Source organism: Rhodobacteraceae bacterium LMO-JJ12 (assembly GCA_021555075.1).
In the GTDB taxonomy this organism is placed as follows: Bacteria; Pseudomonadota; Alphaproteobacteria; order Rhodobacterales; family Rhodobacteraceae; genus JAKGBX01.
In genome coordinates, this window is record JAKGBX010000001.1 from 2205841 (window position 1) to 2222855 (window position 17015).

The 17015-nt window shown below is 58.6% G+C and carries 17 protein-coding genes; 8 read left to right on the top strand and 9 right to left on the bottom strand.

Annotation, left to right across the window (positions count from 1 at the left end; genetic code table 11):
• Positions 1 to 56 precede the first annotated feature (56 nt).
• The 8 genes from LZG00_10580 to LZG00_10615 all read right to left on the bottom strand — a co-directional run bounded on the left by LZG00_10580 (position 57) and on the right by LZG00_10615 (position 9679).
• Positions 57 to 1940, bottom strand: coding sequence for an SLC13 family permease (locus LZG00_10580; GenBank protein ID MCF3594445.1), 1884 nt, complete (start codon positions 1938 to 1940; stop codon positions 57 to 59).
• A 132-nt stretch (positions 1941 to 2072) separates the two neighbouring features.
• The gene (locus LZG00_10585; protein ID MCF3594446.1) at positions 2073 to 3449 is read right to left on the bottom strand and encodes a TRAP transporter large permease; all 1377 of its coding nucleotides are present in this window, start codon (positions 3447 to 3449) and stop codon (positions 2073 to 2075) included.
• A 3-nt stretch (positions 3450 to 3452) separates the two neighbouring features.
• Positions 3453 to 4142, bottom strand: coding sequence for a TRAP transporter small permease (locus tag LZG00_10590; protein ID MCF3594447.1), 690 nt, complete (start codon positions 4140 to 4142; stop codon positions 3453 to 3455).
• A gap of 73 nt (positions 4143 to 4215) precedes the next feature.
• Positions 4216 to 5220 carry a DctP family TRAP transporter solute-binding subunit gene (locus tag LZG00_10595; GenBank protein MCF3594448.1) on the bottom strand — a complete coding sequence of 335 codons (1005 nt, stop codon included), beginning with the start codon at positions 5218 to 5220 and terminating at the stop codon, positions 4216 to 4218.
• A 302-nt stretch (positions 5221 to 5522) separates the two neighbouring features.
• Positions 5523 to 5993 (bottom strand): hypothetical protein, encoded by a 471-nt coding sequence (locus LZG00_10600; GenBank protein ID MCF3594449.1) that lies wholly within the window; start codon positions 5991 to 5993, stop codon positions 5523 to 5525.
• A 160-nt stretch (positions 5994 to 6153) separates the two neighbouring features.
• Positions 6154 to 7383 carry a sigma-54 dependent transcriptional regulator gene (locus LZG00_10605; GenBank protein ID MCF3594450.1) on the bottom strand — a complete coding sequence of 410 codons (1230 nt, stop codon included), beginning with the start codon at positions 7381 to 7383 and terminating at the stop codon, positions 6154 to 6156.
• Positions 7380 to 9071, bottom strand: coding sequence for an ATP-binding protein (locus LZG00_10610; GenBank protein MCF3594451.1), 1692 nt, complete (start codon positions 9069 to 9071; stop codon positions 7380 to 7382). Before LZG00_10610 ends, LZG00_10605 begins: the two co-directional genes overlap by 4 nt.
• Positions 9072 to 9217: 146 nt before the next feature.
• A complete protein-coding gene (locus tag LZG00_10615; GenBank protein MCF3594452.1) occupies positions 9218 to 9679 on the bottom strand; it encodes an Lrp/AsnC family transcriptional regulator in 462 nt (153 codons plus the stop codon).
• 150 nt (positions 9680 to 9829) lie between these two features.
• Between LZG00_10615 and LZG00_10620 the strand changes: the two genes are divergently transcribed.
• From LZG00_10620 to LZG00_10640, 5 genes are all read left to right on the top strand, one after another.
• Positions 9830 to 10147, top strand: a complete 318-nt coding sequence (locus LZG00_10620) for a DUF2849 domain-containing protein (GenBank protein MCF3594453.1) — start codon at positions 9830 to 9832, stop codon at positions 10145 to 10147.
• A gap of 21 nt (positions 10148 to 10168) precedes the next feature.
• Complete coding sequence (locus LZG00_10625; protein ID MCF3594454.1) at positions 10169 to 11815, top strand: nitrite/sulfite reductase; 1647 nt, start codon at positions 10169 to 10171, stop codon at positions 11813 to 11815.
• Positions 11816 to 11824: 9 nt separating this feature from the next.
• Complete coding sequence (locus LZG00_10630; GenBank protein ID MCF3594455.1) at positions 11825 to 12574, top strand: phosphoadenylyl-sulfate reductase; 750 nt, start codon at positions 11825 to 11827, stop codon at positions 12572 to 12574.
• Positions 12571 to 13005, top strand: coding sequence for a DUF934 domain-containing protein (locus LZG00_10635; GenBank protein ID MCF3594456.1), 435 nt, complete (start codon positions 12571 to 12573; stop codon positions 13003 to 13005). The genes LZG00_10630 and LZG00_10635 overlap by 4 nt, the downstream gene beginning before the upstream one ends.
• 184 nt (positions 13006 to 13189) lie before the next feature.
• Entirely contained in the window at positions 13190 to 14047 is an 858-nt protein-coding gene (locus LZG00_10640; protein MCF3594457.1) for a ferredoxin--NADP reductase, read from the top strand.
• Between the two features lie 103 nt (positions 14048 to 14150).
• Here LZG00_10640 and LZG00_10645 read toward each other — a convergent pair whose 3' ends face one another.
• Positions 14151 to 14933, bottom strand: a complete 783-nt coding sequence (locus tag LZG00_10645) for a translation initiation factor 3 (GenBank protein ID MCF3594458.1) — start codon at positions 14931 to 14933, stop codon at positions 14151 to 14153.
• A 314-nt stretch (positions 14934 to 15247) separates the two neighbouring features.
• Between LZG00_10645 and infC the strand changes: the two genes are divergently transcribed.
• The 3 genes from infC to LZG00_10660 all read left to right on the top strand — a co-directional run bounded on the left by infC (position 15248) and on the right by LZG00_10660 (position 16953).
• The gene (gene infC / locus LZG00_10650; protein MCF3594459.1) at positions 15248 to 15709 is read left to right on the top strand and encodes a translation initiation factor IF-3; all 462 of its coding nucleotides are present in this window, start codon (positions 15248 to 15250) and stop codon (positions 15707 to 15709) included.
• 211 nt (positions 15710 to 15920) lie between these two features.
• Positions 15921 to 16505 (top strand): class I SAM-dependent methyltransferase, encoded by a 585-nt coding sequence (locus LZG00_10655; protein MCF3594460.1) that lies wholly within the window; start codon positions 15921 to 15923, stop codon positions 16503 to 16505.
• 133 nt (positions 16506 to 16638) lie between these two features.
• Positions 16639 to 16953 (top strand): DUF1992 domain-containing protein, encoded by a 315-nt coding sequence (locus tag LZG00_10660; GenBank protein ID MCF3594461.1) that lies wholly within the window; start codon positions 16639 to 16641, stop codon positions 16951 to 16953.
• The last annotated feature ends 62 nt before the right edge of the window (positions 16954 to 17015 follow it).

A 17015-nucleotide genomic window follows, 5' to 3' on the forward strand; every position in this document is an offset into this window, starting at 1 on the left:
TCCCGGGGGTGCGGGGGCTGGCCCCCGCTCCTGTCTTCCCAACCGATTCCCGGCGTTCAATAAACAAGATTCATCACCAGCATTGACACGACGAGGAAAATTGCAGTCATCGCGCTGCCCGAGCGCACGAAATCGGCCACCTTATAGCCCCCCGGCCCCATGATCAGCGCGTTGACCTGATGGGTCGGGATCAGAAACGAGTTCGAGGTCGAAATCGCAACAGTCAGGGCAAATATCGCCGGATCCCCGCCCGCCTCAATCGCGATCGAAATCGCCAGCGGAACCAAAAGCACAGTCGCCCCAACATTTGACATCACCAGCGTAAAAGCCATGGCCAACACGGCGATCCCCGTTTGCAAGGCCCATATCGGCCAGCCCTCAAGCAGCAGGATGACATGGTGTGCAATCCATGCCGCCGTTCCGGTATTCTGCACCGCTTGCCCCAATGGAATAAGGCTTGCCAACAGGAAGACGGTTGACCAACTGACCGCCCCATAAGCCTCGTCCACCCTAAGCACCCGCGACACGATCATCCCCGTCGCCCCGACCAGAAGAGCCAGCGACAAGCGCACATCACTGAACAGGATCAACCCCAAAGCGATGGCGAAAAAGAACAAGGCCCAGCCCACCTTCTTGGGTCGCATCTCCTCGCGCGGGAAATCTGTTGTCACAACCACGAATTCGCGCCCCCGCGCCAAACGGGCCAATCCGTCCCACGCAGTAAAGGCCACCAGCGCATCACCCGCCTGGATCGGTATGCTCAAAATATCGTGGGGTTCATGTTCCTTGGTTTCGACCAGGCTGAAGGTCTCTCCGCCGCGATGCACCGCCAACAGGCTCAGCCCAAATGTCCGCCGCAGGGCCAGCTCCAGCGGCGTCTTGCCAATCACCGGGCTGTCGGGCGGCACCACCACTTCGCCAACCCCGGCCACAGTGGGTGCAAAATCCTCGGCGAAGATGTCGAGATCGGCCAGCACCTCAAGCCCGTACCAACTCGCCACCTCCTCGATCACCTTTCGCCGCCCCAGAACCGCCAACCGGCAGGGCGTCGTGATCTTCGTATCCACCGGTGGCGCAAACCAGCGCTTTCCTCCATGATACGAGCCGATGATATAAAGGTTGTGGGCCTGCATCACGTCGCGAAATGTCTCCCCTTCCAGGAGGTTACCGGCGGGAAACACCACCTCAACGATATCGGATTTCAACCCGTAGGCGCGCTTGAGATACGCCTTCACCGAATGGCCCGAGCTGCCATCCCTGTCGCTCTCGCGGCTGGGTAGAACCCAACGGCCGAAGATCACGAAATATGCGATCCCCGACAGGATGAGCGCAACCCCGATAGGCGTGACGGAAAACAGTCCGAACGGCTCCATCTCAGAATGTCTGGGCAGGGTCTTGTTCGCCGAAATGATCAGATCGTTGAGCAGGATCAGCGGCGACGAACCCACCAGCGTCATCGTCCCGCCAAGGATTGCGCAAAATCCCATCGGCATCAGTAAACGGCTCATCGGAAGGCCGGTGCGCACCGAAATCCGGCTGACCACCGGCAGGAAAAGCGCCGCCGCTCCGACATTCTGCATGAAGGATGAAATCACCCCCACGGTGCCTGAAATGATCGGAATGATCCGGCGTTCGGTGCGGCCGCCATACTTCAGGATGGTGGCCGCCACCTTGCTCATCAGCCCGGTGCGGTCCAATCCGGCCCCGATGATCATAACCGCGATGATCGAGATTACGGCATTGGAGGCAAACCCATCAAAGAGATGCTGCGTATCGGCCAGGTTTTCGAGCCCCGGAAGCTGGCTTAGCATCCCCAGAAGCACCATGATCAATATCGCGGAGAGGTCGATCCGAAAAATCTCGGTCACAAACAGCACGACGGTGAGGCCCAGAATTGCCATTACCGCCATCATCTCGAAACTCAGTACCACCGTCCCCATTTACGCCCTCCCCTTTACGGATCAGCCTATAGCCTACTGCACGCCTTGTCCTAGTCTAGAGCGTCTCATGGGATAGGGAATGGAAAAGGCGGCACAAATGGCCGCCTTTTCATGACTTCCTACTGTTGTCGGCTAGTGGGTCAGAATTTCTGGCCCCATAAAGGTGGTTGGCAGCCAGGTACTCAGAATCGGGACATATGTCACCAGGATAAGGAAGACGAAGAGCACCGCAAGGAAGGGCAGCGCCGCGCGCACGACGCTCATCATCGGCATCCCGGCAACGCCGGAGGTGACAAACAGGTTAAGCCCCACCGGTGGCGTAATCATCCCGATTTCCATGTTGACCACCATGATGATGCCCAGATGGATCGGATCAATGCCGAGTTGCATTGCAATCGGAAACACCAGCGGTGCCACAATCACGATAAGCCCCGACGGCTCCATGAACTGGCCACCAATCAGCAGGATCACGTTGACGATCACGAGGAACATGATCGGTCCAAACCCCGCATTCAGCATCGCACCCGCGATCTGTTGCGGGATCTGTTCATCAGTCAGTACATGTTTGAGGATCAACGCGTTGGCGATAATGAACATCAGTGTGACGGTCAACTTGCCAGCCTCAAAAAGCGTATCACGCGTATCACGGTGGAAAAACACCGTTACCAGCGCGGCAGGGTTCTTCAGCAGACTGATATTTTCCTCACCCTCGGGACGGCTCAGCGGTCCCATATCGCGATAGACGAAGTTGGCGATAAGGAAAGCATAGACCGCAGCCACCGCCGCGGCTTCGGTCGGCGTGAAGATACCACCATAAATGCCGCCAAGAATGATCACGATCAGGAACAACCCCCAACCCGCGTCCGAACCTGCCTCCCATACTTCTCGCCAACCGCGCCATTCGCCTTTCGGCAGATTGCGCAGCTTGGCGATGGCATAGATCGTTATCATCAACATGCTGCCCGCCAACAAGCCGGGAATGACGCCCGCAAGAAACATCCGCCCGACTGAAACATCGGTGGCCGAGGCATAGACCACCATAACGATGGACGGCGGGATCAGGATGCCCAGAGTGCCCGCATTGGCAATCACCCCAGCGGCGAAATCCTTGGTATAGCCAACCTGGCGCATCCCCGCGATTACGATGGAGCCGATGGCGACAACGGTCGCCGGCGATGAGCCCGACAACGCAGCAAACATCATACAAGCGAAAACACCCGCAATCGCCAGCCCGCCTGGAAAATGGCCCACGATGGCGATGGAGAAGCGAATGATCCGCCGCGCAACCCCCCCGGTAGACATGAACGACGATGCGAGGATGAAGAACGGAATCGCCAAGAGCGTATAGTGCCCTGCCATCGCTTCGAAAAACGTCTGTGCCACCGCGGCAAGCGAGGTATCGCTCAGCACCAGCAGGAACATGATCGAACTCAAGCCCAGCGAGACGGCGATCGGCAAGCCGATCAACATCAATCCAATAACGATCGCAAAAAGAACTGCAACTTCCATGACTTAGGCCTCCCGGTTCAAATGAGCCACTTCTTCGACCGCGTCTTCGGCCTCGTGGCTGACAATCAGGCTTGCGGCCTCGTCGATTGCGATCCTCCAGACCGCCTGAATCACTCGGAACAGCAACAACGCCATGCCAAACGGCAGGATGAAATATGGAATGAACCGTGGTATTTTTTCGTATTCCTCACCCTCGTTCATGATCGGCTCAATAAAGCGCAACCATTCAGGGAACGGAATGTCGACCACCTCGTACCAACCCCGATAAGAGGTGCGCCTCATCTCCTCAATGCCGGTCGGAAACCAGCGCCCGGTGGTCTGCGGAAGATTGGCGAAGTTGGCCCAGTAATCCCAGGCCCCCTTGAGCAACAGGCAGGCGTAGATAATGAAGATCGCCCCTGCCAGCAGCGCCAGCATCTTGCGAATTGAGGGCGAGAAAACGTTGATCAAAGCATCGACACCAAGATGTGCGGTGACTTTCACCGCATAGCTCACGCCGAACAACACCAGCCACGCAAATAGGAACGTAACAGCCTCCAACCCCCAGATGATGCCGGTATTAAAGCCATAGCGCAGAACCACGTTGATAAAAGTAATGATCGTCATTAATCCGAGGATCACCGCAATCGCAGTTTCCTCAATCTCATTGACAACGCGACCAAAGGCCGACTTGGGCTGGTAATGACCCGACATGATATCCCCCACTCCGGATATGATTGACCCGGCCCCATTCTTCGGGGGCCGGGCCATACGGCATATGCCGAAATCAATGTTTGGCGTTGATCGCCTGAGCCGCGTCGATGTTTTCCTGGCCAACATCGCTCACAAACTGCTCCCAGACTGGCTTCATCGCATCCACCCAGACCTGGCGCTGCTCATCAGTCAGCTCGCGGATTGTTGAGCCGGCATCCAGCACAGATTGACGGGCCTTGGCGTCCACTTCGCCAACCGCCGCGTTTCGGCTGTCCGTGACTTCCGTGATGATGGTACCCAGTTGGGTGCGCACATCTTCCGGCAGGCTTTCCCACCAATCCACGCTCGTAACGACCATGTAGTCGATGATGCCGTGGTTGGTCTCGGTGATACCGTCCTGCACTTCAAAGAATTTCTGGCCATAGATGTTTGACCAGGTGTTTTCTTGCCCGTCAACAACGCCGGTTTGCAGCGCGCCATAAACCTCAGAGAAAGCCATCGGCTGCGGGCTTGCGCCCATGGCCGACATCTGTGCCTTCAGAACGTCCGAGTTCTGCACCCGAAACTTGAGGCCCGCAGCATCCGAGGGCGAGATCAGCGGCTTCTTAGCTGACATCTGTTTCATGCCATTGTGCCAGAACCCAAGGCCAAGCAGTCCGCGACGCACCATAGACTCTTTCATCGCCTGACCAGTTTCGCTGCTTTGGAACTCGTCCACAGCGGCAATATTCTTGAACATGAAGGGCAGATCGAAAATCCGGAACACCTTGGTGAACTGCTCAAATTTCGAAAGGCTCGGCGCTGCCAGCTGGACATCGCCCTGCAGCATCGCTTCGAGCACCTTGTCGTCGTTATAAAGCGTCGAGTTCGGGAACACTTCCATGCAGGCCTTGCCGTTCATCTCGGTATTGACGCGATCGGCCAGAACCGTGGCAGCAATCCCCTTCGGGTGCTTGTCGGTATTGGTCACATGGGAAAACTTGATGACAATCTCGCCGTCATCACAGGCATTCGCCGTTGCGGCGCCGGCAGTAACGGCAAGAGCCATTGCTGTTGCAGCAGTCGTTAAAAATTTCATTTGGTTTCCTCCCAAGGATAATTTCCAGATGCCCGATAATCGGGCAGACATCGTAATAATCACGATGCCGTGACCGACGGTAAAGCCCGTCCTTAAGTAACGCCCTGGATTTTGATTATTTTCTTTTGAATTCGTAAGTTATGAGAAAATTCTTATTCCGATCCAAAGTCGAACAGATCGCAATGTGCGAACTTTCGCACACCATGACGGTATACTTGTGCGAAAAATCGCACAGTTGGAAAATTGATTCCTGATATCGCCCGAACCGCATGGACGACGAGCAATCTTGGTCCGATTGCGTTCTAGCGTGTATCGCCAACCGCCCAGGTCAACCCGAACGTCACAAGCCCGGAAGCCCCACCCGCGTCGGTTGGCAGAAACTGCAAGAACACATGGCCATAGCGCAATTCCAGCCCTCCGATGCCCACGATATCACTCCCGAGATGCGTCTGAAACCGGTGTCCATCCTTGGGATACCACGCCAGCCCGCCAAAAGCGCTCAATGCACCGTTTTGCCACTCAAATAGTCCTAGATGCGCCGTGGCAGCAACCGAAGCGCGCTCATAACTGTTCATATACGCCCCAAGGGAATACCCGATACGGCCCTTTTCCCAAGACGCGAAAAGTCCGGGATTAAGCTCGTTGAACCCGCTGGCACCGATGTGCTTGGATCCCAACAGCACCGAAAAGCGATCTGGCCCCGCAGTTGCCGGTGCCGCGCCAAGCGTGGCGCAAACCGCAGCGACAAGAGGTATTGCAGATCGCGCCATCATGGCTTTGCCCGTCCTTTTCATACGCGGGTTCGCCGCGCTGTTTTCTCGCACCAAGATGGCCGCAGCCGGTCAATCGGTTCAAGCCACCAACTGCCAATCGCGAAATTTCGAGCAGATATGTCGCAATTTCAGCACGTTGCCGCGCAACGCTCTGCCAAACTCAGCGTCGGTAGTCCTCGGGTCGAATACCATAACGTGCAAGCTTGTCGTAAAACGTCTTGCGCGGCAGCTTCAGCGTCTGCGCCGCCGCACTTGCCTTGCCGTTCTGTCGGCCCAGCGCCGCAACCAGAAGCGAGCGTTCCACCCGTGCCATCTGTTCGCCAAGACCCAACTCGGCAGCTTCTTGCGCCTCCTCCGGCATTCCCAAAACAAAACGCATCGCCGCGCTCATCAGAGAGCGTGCGTTGCCCGGCCAATCCTGCGCCATCAAACCGGCCAAATGATCTGCTGAAACCTCGCGCGCCTCCAACCCGGCCTGCTCCGCCGCCTGCGCCACATAATGGCGATAAAGCACGGGGATATCCTCGCGCCGTTCACTCAGTGCCGGAATCCGCACCCGCATCACATCGAGCCTATAGAACAGATCGGCGCTGAACTTGCCCTTGGCCACACGCGCGGCCAGATTGCTCGTTGTTCCCACGATCACCCGGGCCTCCGCGCCCTGCTCCAACCGTTCCAGCAAATCATACTGCGCCGCCTCGGGCATTGCAGCAATCTCATCGAGGAACAGCGCGCCGCCCGCCGCTTCACCGCAAAGTTCGCCTATCTCGCCCGGCGTCACCCCTGCGGCGGGGCGTTTCACAAATGGGCCATGCGCGGTGTCCGACATCAGGTGAATCACCTCGGCGATCTTTGAAATCCCACCCCCCGGTGGCCCGGTGACAAGCACCTCGGCCTTCGTCGCAGCAACACTGCGCACCCGTGCGCGCAGTTCATTGGCCAGCATAGAGGTGCCAAAGATCAGCCGCGCCGCCGGATCACCCGCCTCCAGTTGCGCCTTCAGGCGCCGGTTCTCCAGAATCAACTTGCGCGTCTTCAACGCCCGCTCGATCACCGCGATCAGATCGGCAGGCGCACAGGGCTTTTCGAGGAAATCAAACGCGCCCTGCCCCATCGCCCGCACCGCCATCGGAATGTCGCCCTCGCCCGTCAGCAAGATCACCGGCAATTCCGGATCCACGTTCTGGACATACTCCAGAAGATGAAAACCGTCGCGCCCCGGCATGCGGATGTCAGAAACAATCACCCCGGCAAAACCAGGAACGATATGATCCTTTGCCGCCACGAATGATCCCGCCACCACCGGCTCCAGATCGTTCAGCTCCAGTGTCTGGTGCATCGCCGTGCGCACCGCCGCATCATCATCGACAAAAAGAACCCTTCGCGTCATGCCGCAATCTCCTCACGCCAATGGTCCAGTTCCACCGTAAACACCGCACCCTTGCCATCGGCGGCATTACTTCCCCGTATATTGCCGCCAAAACTCTGCACCAGACCATAGGAAATCGACAACCCCAGCCCCATGCCCTCCTCGGTGGCACCGCCCACCTCCTTGGTGGAATAAAATGGCTCGAAGACCTTCGCCGGATCGGCAATACCCGGCCCGGTATCGCACACGGCCACCGCCAGCCGTGGCTCGCTCTGCAAGGCGATGGTGATCCGCTTCTCACCCGTCTGGCCGACCATCGCATCAACTGCATTGTTAATCAGATTTACAAAAACCTGCGACAACCGCACCTCACCGCCCAGCGCATGAACCGGATTAGATGGTCGCTGCCAATCCAGCACGACACCTGCCGTGCGCACCTGAGTTTCGGTCAGTTCAACAGCGCTGTCGATCACCTGAACCAGATCCACACGCCCCATCGGTTCACTTTCATTGCGTGCGAACGCGCGCAGGTTCTTGATGATCCTCGCCGCGCGCACCGCCAACGCCGAAATCCGGCTCAGGTTCTCGCCCGCCACCTGCTCCTGCCCACGGGCCAGAAAAGCAGCGCCATTTTCGGCAAACTGCCGGATCGCCATCAGCGGCTGGTTAAGCTCATGGCTGATCCCGGCGCTCATCCGACCCAGCGCGCTCAACTTGTCGGCCTGCACCAGATCGGCCTGCGCCTGTTTCAGTTCCGCAGTGCGCGCCTCAACCCTTGCTTCCAGCAGACGATTGGCCTCGGCCAAGGCCCGCCGCCGTTCCATTGCCAGAAAGAGAAAGGCACCAAAGGCCAGCCAAAGCGCCGCAAAAACTGCCGCCTGCAATCCCGCCAGCCGCGTCGCCGGGCCGGTGTCTACCAATGCCTCGGCGTGCATTCCAATGACCGGAAGATCCTTTGCCAGATGCATAGCGTGCATCGGAATATACGGCCCCCAATCGAGCCGCCAGATGTCATGCCCCCCGACATCGCGGCGCACAAACCCCCGCACGGGCGCGCCCGGTAGATGAAGCCCATTCGCCTGATCATTGCCATCGCGTTGCCAAAACAGGATTTCCGAACGGTTCGATACAAACACGACCCCGCGTCGGTCGGTGAAAAACACTGCCGGGCGACTACCACGCCAGTTCGATTCGACCTTGTCGACGTCCACAGCCACCACAAGCGCCCCTTGCACTTGTCCATCGGCCCCAAATTCGGGTGCAGCTACGAAATACGCCCGCCGCCCATCCGCAACAACCGCGTGTGCCGCCCCGAGCGCGCCATGCATCGCGCGTGTGATATGCGGCCCTGCGCCACCGCCTTCGCCCGGTTGCGCCGCCGCCATGACCCGCCCGCTGTTATCGACATGCAGAACATTGAGCGCCGATGTCCTGTCAGCGGCCCCCAGCAACAACGCGTCCACGGCCTGCTGATCGCCCGCGCGCAGCGCCGGATGTTCGGCCAGCAAGACCGCCATATCCTGATACCGTTGCAATTGTCCGGTCAGCCGATCCGCCGCTAATTCCAGGTCGGCCCGCCCCCGCCTTGCCAGTTGGTCCAGCGCCTGGCTCAACCCATAGGCGTAGACTCCGGCGGTCATCACTCCCACCAGAAACAGAAAGCCAAGGCCCAGCCCGGCGCGTCGGATCAGCCCCTTGTCCATTGTCATCGTCTAAAGCCTTTCGAGTTCAATTTGAACAACAACCTGAACACGCCACCGCTGCGCGTGTCCCATCGGCTCCGCGCGATACCTGTTATCGTCTCGCTGGCTTCCCCCGCTGAACCAGCCCGAATTCTTGCAGAAATTTCAGCCCCTCAAAGCGGCAGAGCCATCCCTGCTTTGATCTCCTCCATCGACAAAAGCGCGGTAACGTTATGCACCTTCACCTCGGAAATCAGCGCCTGATAAAACGCGTCGTAAGCGCGCGCATTCTTCACCCGCACTTTCAGGATATAGTCGATATCGCCAGCCAACCGGTGCGCCTCTTGCACCTCGGGTCGCTCTCGCAACGCCCTGAGAAACCGCGACTGCCAGTCCGCCTCATGCTCACTTGTGCGGATCAGCACAAAGAAACACGCCTCAAATCCCAGCGCCTCCGCGTCCAGCAATACCGTCTGCTGACGGATCACCCCAGCCTCGCGCATCTTGCGAATCCGATTCCACACCGGCGTCTTCGATGAGCCCACTTCGCGCGCAATATCATCCAATGATTGCCCCGCATCGCGCTGCAACTCCAAGAGGATTTTCCTGTCCAGATCATCCAGCCGAACCGCCATTCTTTCAAACTCCCCATTTTGCGAACAATCCCGGCGCCTCATACACAGCCCAGAACATACGTTCTTATCTCTCCGCCCATCTGGCGTCTTAGTGGAATTATTTCCTAAACTACGGCCAAGATCAAACGTATTCCCCGAAGGAGCCCTCCCATGTCCGCTCATCCCATCTCTCAGGTCGTCACCGCCAATGCACTCGCAACCGGTGAAGTGGTCTATCTTACGGGCTGCGATGAATGGAGCGTCGAAATCGTGCAGGCCGAATTCATCGACGATGCCGATCACGCCGACTTTCGTCTTTCGGTGGCGACGCGTCAGACGCGCCTTGTGGTCGACGCCCATCTCGCCTCGGTCGAGATCACCGATAACGGCCCCGTCCCGCTCACCCGCCGCGAAGCCCTGCGCGCCTCCGGTCCTTCCATCGCTTTTGGCGCCATGGAGCACACCCCCGTCTCCATCGCCGCCGAATAATCCAATCCCAGAGGCACCGCCATGCAGCCCGATCCCTATCTCGCCAAACGCAGCGCACAGTTTCGCGCCCAGGTCGCCCGCCGTCTTGACGGCTCGCTCACCGAGGACGAATTCAAGCCCCTGCGCCTGATGAACGGCGTTTACCTGCAACTTCACGCCTACATGCTCCGCGTTGCCATCCCCTATGGCACGCTCAATTCGGCCCAGATGCGCGTTTTGGCCGAACTGGGTGAACGTTGGGATCGTGGCTATGGTCATTTCACCACCCGCCAGAATATCCAATACAACTGGCCCCGCCTCATCGACGTCCCCGATATGCTCGACCGTCTGGCCGAAGTCGGCCTGCACGCCATCCAGACCAGCGGCAACACCATCCGCAATGTCACCGCCGATCCCTTCGCAGGAGCTGCGGCGGATGAAATCGCCGATCCCCGTCCGCTGGCCGAACTGGTGCGCCTCTGGTCTACCGACCATCCGGAATTTCAATTTCTGGGACGCAAGTTCAAAATCGCCGTTTCAGGCGCCGATCAGGATCGCGCAGTCTTGAAATCCCACGATCTCGCCATCCGCATCCGGCGCGAGGACGGGCTTATCGGCTACGAAATCCTCGTCGGTGGTGGCTTGGGGCGCACCCCCATGGTCGGTCAGGTCCTGCACCCCTTCCTCGCCCCGGGGCACCTGCTGCCCTATATCGAGGCGGTTCTGGCCACCTATAATCTGCTCGGGCGGCGCGACAACAAATTCAAGGCCCGCCTCAAAATCGCCGTTCACGAACACGGGCTGGAAAACATCCGCGCCCTTGTCGACGATGAATTCGCCCGCCGCCTGCCCAGTTTCCGGGGCGCCGATCAAACCTTGCTGGCCGAGCTGCAACAACGCTTTGCCTTGCCCAAGTTCGAACACCGTGACCCCGCCCCTTACCATGCGGCCCGCGCCGACAACCCTGCCTTTCGAAGCTTTACCGACACCAACGTCGCCCCCCACAAGGTCGCAACCCGCGCCATTGTCAGCGTGTCGCTGAAACCCCATGGCGGCATTCCCGGCGACGCCACCTCAGATCAAATGCGCGCACTTGCCGATCTGGCCGACCGCTACTCGCTGTCCGAGTTGCGCATCTCTGCCGAACAGAACGTGATCCTGCCGCATGTCGCGCTGGCCGATCTCCCTGCACTTTACGGCGATTTGCTCAAGGCTGGCCTCGCCACCGCCAATATCGGGCGTGCGTCGGATATCGTCGCCTGCCCCGGACTTGACTATTGCGCGCTCGCCACTGCGCGCTCTATCCCGCTGGCCCAGAACATCTCAACCATGTTGCGCGACACCGGCTTTGACGACGCCATCGGCGCCATGAAGATCAAGATATCGGGATGCATCAACGCCTGCGGCCATCACCACTTGGGCAATATCGGCATCCTCGGCCTCGACCGTGGTGGCGTTGAAACCTACCAACTCACCCTCGGTGGCACCGATGGCGATGACCTGCACCTGGGTGAGCGCACCGGCCCCGGCTTTTCCTATGACGAGGTCGTGCCTGCCATCGAACGCCTGATCACAACCTATCTCGACCTGCGCGACGATGACGAGGAATCCTTCCTCACCACCTATCAACGCCTCGGCGCCGCCCCATTCAAGGCCGCGCTCTACCCCGACACTCAAAAGGCCGCGTGAACAGCTCCCATGCTTCATCTTGCCAAAAATATCCCCGCCGGAGGCTCCCGCATTCTGCATCCGCGCAACGTCGCGGTGTTGAATGCGCACTTCGATGATCGGCCTACCCAAGACCTGCTCGACTACGCCTTGTCCGGCGCGCTTGGAAAAATTGCGTTGGTCTCCTCCTTCGGTGCCGAGGCGGCGGTGCTGTTGCATCTCGCAGCGCAAATCAACCCCGCCACGCCGATTCTGTTTCTCGACACCGCGCTGCTTTTCCCTGAAACTCTGGCATATCAGCGCGATCTCGCCGAACGGCTTGGCCTCACAGACCTGCGCATCCTGCGCGCTGATACGGCCATCGCTGACCCCGATGACAGCCTGCACCAACGCGATACAGATGCCTGCTGCGCCTTGCGCAAAACGGCGCCCCTCACCCGTGCTCTTTCGGGTTTTGACGGCTGGATTACCGGGCGCAAACGCTTCCAGTCTCCCAGCCGCACGGCGCTGTCGCTTGTGGAGACAGACCCCGCAACCGCCAGGCTCAAACTCAATCCGTTGGCCAACTGGTCGTCAGAGCAAATCGCCAGCTACTTCGATCAGCACGACCTGCCGCGTCATCCCCTGATCGCGCGCGGCTATGCCTCGATCGGCTGCACCCCCTGCACCACACCGGTTGCTCCGGGTGAAGACCCGCGCTCTGGCCGCTGGCGGGGCAGCGACAAACAGGAATGCGGCATTCATTTCGTGAATGGCCGCGCAGAAAGGATTGCCCGATGACAGCCTCACCCACCGTTCTGATCAACGATACCGGTTTCATCGCCGAAAACTGGCCGCATGGCTTTACCGACAACCCGCGCGAAATTGCGGGCGAAAATGGCGCCGGCCTCGATCTCGATCCTTTGGTCGACCCCGCGGATCTCGCATCGCGTCTGCCCTCCCTCGGTCTCATCCGCGTGCGGTTTTCAAGCTTCAATGATGGTCGCGGCTTCACCACCGCGCGCCAATTGCGTCTGATGGGCTATGACGGGCGTCTGCGCGCCTATGGGCCACTGATTGCCGATCAATATGCCATGGCCCGGCGCGCCGGTTTTGACGAGGTCGAAATTCCTGCCGATCTCGCCACCCGCCAGCGCGAAACCGACTGGCACGCACGCGCCGACTGGCAATCAAACGATCATCAGGCTTCGCTGCGCGCACCGGCCGCCTAGTCCTGCTGCTTGATCCTGTCGTCTGAGCGAGCCACCTGTTCCCCCGGCTCCTCGCTGGCCAATGCGGTGCGTCTGCCTCTTCGGACGCACCGCATTTGCGCCAGATCAACGACGCAAGGCAAATACACCTTCAAAAAACGCCGCAATATGATATGGAGAGGCAATTCGTTTGCCCACTAACAATATGACAGAGCAAAGCCCAGTGACAGACACCAAAGCCACCGCCGCACCCAAGGTACCCACCTTGCCCGACGCTCAGAAGATCACCGAGGTAAAACATTATACCGACCGGCTGTTTTCGTTTCGATGCACCCGCCCCGCCAGCTTGCGCTTTCGCTCTGGCGAATTCGTGATGATCGGCTTGATGGGCGATCCTGACCCAAAGACCGGCAAGCAAAAGCCGCTCCTGCGTGCCTATTCCATCGCCTCACCCTCTTGGGACGAAGAACTGGAATTCTACTCGATCAAGGTTCAGGACGGCCCGCTCACATCCAAGCTGCAACATATCAAACCCGGCGACGAGATCATCTTGCGCCCCAAACCGGTCGGCACGCTGGTGCATGATGCGCTGCTGCCGGGCAAACGCCTGTGGTTCTTTGCCACGGGCACAGGCTTTGCCCCCTTCGCCTCGCTCCTGCGCGAGCCGCAAACCTATGAGGATTACGACGAAATCATCATCACCCATACCTGCCGCGAGGCGGGCGAGCTGACCTATGGGGCCGAACTGATCGCCGCACTTGAACACGATGAACTCCTCAACGAAGTGATCGGCGAAGGCTTCTGGAAAAAGATCAAATACTATCCGACCACCACTCGCGAAGAGAGCCCGAAGATGGGCCGGATCACTGATCTGTTGCGTTCGGGCGAGGCCTACAAGGATCTTGGCGTCGAGCCGATCAACCCCAAGAACGACCGCGCGATGATCTGCGGCAACCTCGCCTTCAATCTCGAACTCAAGGCGATGCTGGAAGAATACGGGCTTAAAGAAGGTGCCAACTCCGACCCGCAACAATATGTGGTCGAAAAGGCTTTCCTCGACTGATCTAGAAAATCCGTTCCGGGGGTTCGCCCCCTGTTGGGTTCACCCACGAAAAAGGCGCCTCACCTCCCGGTCGGGCGCCTTCTTCTTGCTTAACGAGCGCGCCTTAAAGGCCCAACGCTTCCTTGACCTGATCCAGCACAGCTTTCAGCGCGTCGGGATTGTCACTGGCTTGCTTGATCGCCGCTTTCAGCGTGGTCTTCTGGATCGCGCCCATCGACGAATCATCAATCACATTGGTCACTGCGTCCAGATCGAACCCCTCTGGCGTCAGCATGTCGGTCAGGGTGGCAGGTGCCTCCTCTACCGCGTTGGCCGCCTCTTCGGCAGCCTTGGCAGCTTCTTCCTCGGCTGCCTTGGCAGCTTCCTCTGCTGCCGCTTTGGCCGCTTCTTCCGCTGCCTTGGCTTCTTCTTCGGCCTTCATCGCCGCTTCTTCCGCCGCTTTGGCAGCTTCTTCTTCCGCCGCCTTGGCTGCTTCTTCCGCTGCCTTGGCTTCTTCTTCGGCCTTCATCGCCGCTTCTTGAGCCGCTTTGGCCGCTTCTTCTTCCGCCGCCTTGGCTGCTTCTTCCGCCGCTTTGGCTTCTTCCTCGGCCTTCATCGCGGCTTCTTCCGCCGCTTGACGGGCCTCTTCTTCTGCCACCTTGGCCGCTTCTTCCGCTGCCTTGGCTTCTTCCTCAGCGGCTTTCTTGGCCTCTTCCTCAGCCTTCATCGCGGCTTCTGCCGCTTTTGCAGCTTCTTCCTCGACCGCCTTGGCAGCAGCAGCGGCCTCCTCGGCAGCGGCTTCTTCTGCGGCCTTTATCGCCGCCGTTTCGCGGGCGTTTTCCGAATACACGTAATATCCCCCGCCGATCACAACAGCGGCCAGAATGACCCAGAGCAAATTCTTCATCTTTTCAGTCCTCTTGAAAGTTCAACCTCACCCCCGGGCGAGTCAATTGACACACATGCCAGATGCGCGTGTCCGATGAAACCTGCAAGGGGGAAAACGCCGCCGCTTGTGCTCAAATCCGGCACATTCAGGCGAAATCCTCACAGAATTTTGCCGCTTGAAGTGCGGCCCTCGCAGAGATACCTTCCGGCCTTGAGAAGATATCCAACAACCGAAGGAACGAAACCATAGCCCGCAGACCTCACAACGCGCCCCCAACGCGCGATACCGGCCCCCGCGTCAATGACAAAATCCGTGGCTCTGAAATCCGCCTGATCGGCGCCGAAGGCGAAAACCACGGCGTGGTCACGCCGGAACGTGCCATGGAACTGGCCGAAGAGGCCGGTCTCGACCTCGTCGAAATATCGCCCAACGCCGCTCCGCCAGTCTGCAAGATCATGGACTTCGGTAAATTCAAATACGAAACCCAGAAACGCGAAGCTGAAGCGCGCAAGAAACAGAAAATCATCGAAGTCAAAGAGGTCAAATTCCGGCCCAACACTGACACGCACGATTACGACGTGAAAATGCGAAACGTGGTGAAATTCCTCAACGGCGGCGACAAGGTCAAGATCACTCTGCGGTTTCGCGGACGCGAAATGGCACACCAGAATTTGGGCCGCGAGTTGCTCGAACGGGTGGCCGATGACGTGGCCGAGATCGGCAAGATCGATAACATGCCGAAGATGGAAGGCCGCCAGATGATCATGATGATCTCACCGCTGCCGCAAAAATAACGCGCCCCAACCTTTGGTGCATCGCTAACGCCCCGTTGTATCCAACGGGGCGTTTCTCATTTCAGCCGCGCGTTCCGACTCGTACCTGCACATACGCTATCCCGCCCTCGGCTTCCCCCTTGGGTCGGGCACAGGTATTGCCTATGTAAGACGGGTCGTGCCGTTCTTCGCGTGCACACATCATGTTCAGCAAACCCAGAAAGGCCCGCCCATGTGGGAAGAACGTTTCGCCACCCCCGACTATGTTTTCGGCAAAAGCCCTGCGCGGTTCCTGATCGAACATGAACGCTGGTTCAAACCCGGTCAAACAGCCCTTTGCGTGGCTGAAGGCGAAGGGCGCAATTCCGTCTTCATGGCGCAGCAGGGCATGCAGGTCACCGCCCTTGAATTCTCCCCCTCCGCGCTGGCCAAAGCGCGCGCCTTAGCAGATGAGCGCGGCGTCAGCGTCGATTTCCGCCAAGTCGACGTTCTGGCCCAGGACTTTGAGGGCGAATTCGATATCGTCACCGGCTTCTTCGTTCAGTTCACTGGCCCGGTTGAGCGCAATAAACTCTTTGCCAAGATGCGTAAAGCCACCAAACCGGGTGGCCTGATCATGCTGCATGGCTACACACCCGAACAAGTCGCGCTCGGCACTGGCGGACCGCCCTTTGTGGAAAACATGTATACCGCCAAAACCCTGCAAGAGGCCTTCCCCGGCTGGGACATTCTCGAAGTCGCAGAATACACCCGCGAAGCCCAAAGCGGCAAAGGTCTCGCCGCTTATATCGACTTCATCGCTCGCAAGCCGGGGTGAATCACTGCGGTGCAGAACCCAGCCGATGCGAGTAATATCGGCTTACATGGTGCGCTCACATATTTCGTGAAGACTGGAAAAGCCCCTCAACCATAACTATCTTCGCTGGGCAGAAGCAAAGAGGCCTTGTTTCATGTCACATCCAATGAACCCTGCAATTGAAATGGCGATAAAAGCCGCTGAAAACTCGGGTGAGTTCGACAACCTACCGGGAGCAGGCAAGCCGCTCGCGTTTCTCTCCACCCCCAAAGACGCAGTGATTGATCGTCTGATAAAAGAAAGCAAAGCAAAGCCGTTGGCCGTGCAGCTGAAAAACAAGATTTCAGAGCTTCATCAAGCACTCAAAGCTGAAACGGATGATGTTGCACGCAAATCCCTGATGAAAGAGATCGCTGACAAGCAACTAAGACTAAACCTCGAACTGGAAGCCATGCGAAAATACGGCTGACGAGAAAGTGCGCCGGAATGGTTTTTGTTCTATGTGCTGCTTGTCGCTATCCTGAAATCAAC